3 protein-coding genes are annotated in these 1,885 nt (G+C 66.8%); 2 read left to right on the forward strand and 1 reads right to left on the reverse strand.

Annotated elements, in window-relative coordinates; translation table 11 throughout:
• On the forward strand, nucleotides 1–715 hold a 715-nt coding region (locus tag ACXJKR_RS31165; RefSeq protein WP_457326150.1), incomplete at its 5' end, for a carbon starvation CstA family protein.
• Entirely contained in the window at nucleotides 708–908 is a 201-nt protein-coding gene (locus tag ACXJKR_RS31170) for a YbdD/YjiX family protein (RefSeq protein WP_056201602.1), read from the forward strand. The genes ACXJKR_RS31165 and ACXJKR_RS31170, both read left to right, overlap by 8 nt.
• Before the next feature lie 128 nt (nucleotides 909–1,036).
• Here ACXJKR_RS31170 and ACXJKR_RS31175 read toward each other — a convergent pair.
• Nucleotides 1,037–1,885, reverse strand: an 849-nt coding sequence (locus tag ACXJKR_RS31175) for an N-acetylmuramoyl-L-alanine amidase (RefSeq protein ID WP_457326151.1), incomplete at its 5' end; no start/stop codon positions are given.

Consider the following 1,885-nt stretch of genomic DNA (forward strand, 5'->3'; position numbering starts at 1 on the left):
GATCCTGCACCAGGTGGTGGGCGGCAAGGCGCTGATGGCCTTCTGGTACCACTTCGCCATCCTGTTCGAGGCGCTGTTCATCCTGACCGCCGTGGACGCCGGCACGCGCGCCGGCCGCTTCATGCTGCAGGATCTGCTGGGCAGCTTTGTGCCGTCGCTCAAGCGCACCGAGAGCTGGGTGGCCAATTTCGTCGCCACCGGCCTGTGCGTGGCGGCCTGGGGCTACTTCCTCTACCAGGGTGTCGTCGATCCGCTGGGCGGCATCAACACCCTGTGGCCGCTGTTCGGCATCGCCAACCAGATGCTGGCCGCCGTCGCGCTGCTGCTGGGCACGGTCGTCATCTTCAAGATGAAGAAGGACCGCTACGCCTGGGTCACGGCGGTCCCGGCCGCCTGGCTGCTGGTGTGCACGATGACGGCCGGCTGGCTGAAGATCTTCGCGGCCGACCCCAAGCTCGGCTTCCTGGCTCACGCCGACAAATACGCTGCGGCGATTGCCGAGGGCAAGGTGCTGGCGCCGGCCAAGACGCTGGACGCGATGTCGCGGGTGGTTTTCAACGACAGGCTGGACGCGGCGCTGTGTGCGCTGTTCATGGGCGTCGTCATCAGCGTGCTGATCTACAGCGTCAAGGCCGTGCTGGCTGCGCGCCGCAGTGGTCGGGCGACAGCGCAGGAGACGGCCTTCGTGCTGCTGCCGGCGGGGCAACGTGCTTGAGCTTCGTGAACTGGCCCAGGCGGGTCGGTATCTGACGCAGAGCCTGCGCCTGATGGTGGGCGTGCCAGACTACGGCAGCTATCTCGCCCACCACCAGGCCACGCATCCGGATCGGGCTGCGATGAGCTATGAGGAGTTCTTCAGGGAGAGGCAGGCGGCGAGGTATTCGGCGCGGGTTGGGAAGTGCTGCTGAATGGGTTTGGTTGCTTTTGCCTCTGTCCTTTCGGCTTGTGTACATCGCGCCGGGAGTCCGCCCCGGCCGCCGGGACGGACTCCCGGCAATGCAGCGAACAAAACCGCTCTGCGAAAAAGCAACCCACCCTACAACGTCGTGCTCCGCTTCCTCGCCATCGGCGGATTCTTCGCAAAGTACCTCGCGATGCCCGAGGCCAACGCGTCCACCAGTTCGTCCTGATAGTCCGGATCGCGCAGCTTCTTCTCTTCCTCAGGGTTGGAGATGAAGGCCGTCTCCACCAGGATGCTGGGGATGTCCGGCGCCTTCAGCACCGCAAAACCCGCCTGCTCGACCTTGGCCTTGTGCAGCTTGCCGATCTTGCCGATCTGGCCCAGCACCTCGCCGCCGAGCTTGAGGCTGTCCTTGATCTGCGCCGTGGTGCTCATGTCGAGCAGGGCGCGCAACACGTTGGCGTCCTTGGTGGCGGCGCCGACGTTGACGCCGCCGACCATGTCGGCCGCGTTCTCGCGGTTGGCCATCCAGCGTGCGGCGGCACTCGTCGCGGCACCGTCGCTGAGCACGAACACCGAGGCACCGCGCGCCTGCGGCGTCAAGAAGGCGTCGGCATGGATGGACACGAACAGGTCGGCCTGCACGCGGCGCGCCTTGTGCACGCGGTCCTGCAGCGGCACAAAGAAGTCGGCGTCGCGTGTCATCAGCACGCGGATGTTCGGATTGGTCTGGAGCCGCTTGCGCAGCTTGAGGCCGACCGCCAGGACGACATCCTTCTCACGCAGGCCTGAGGGGCCGACGGCGCCGGGGTCTTCGCCGCCGTGGCCGGGGTCCAGCGCAATGATGATGAGGCGGTCGATCTTGGGCTCGACGGCAGGGGCGGGCACTGGTGCGGGTTTGGACGCGGCTTGCGCGGGCGGCGTCAGGGGTGCCGAGGCTGCCGGCGCTGGCGGACGCTCGATCTTCTGGATGAGGTCACCGAG

Source organism: Roseateles sp. P5_E11, assembly GCF_054049355.1.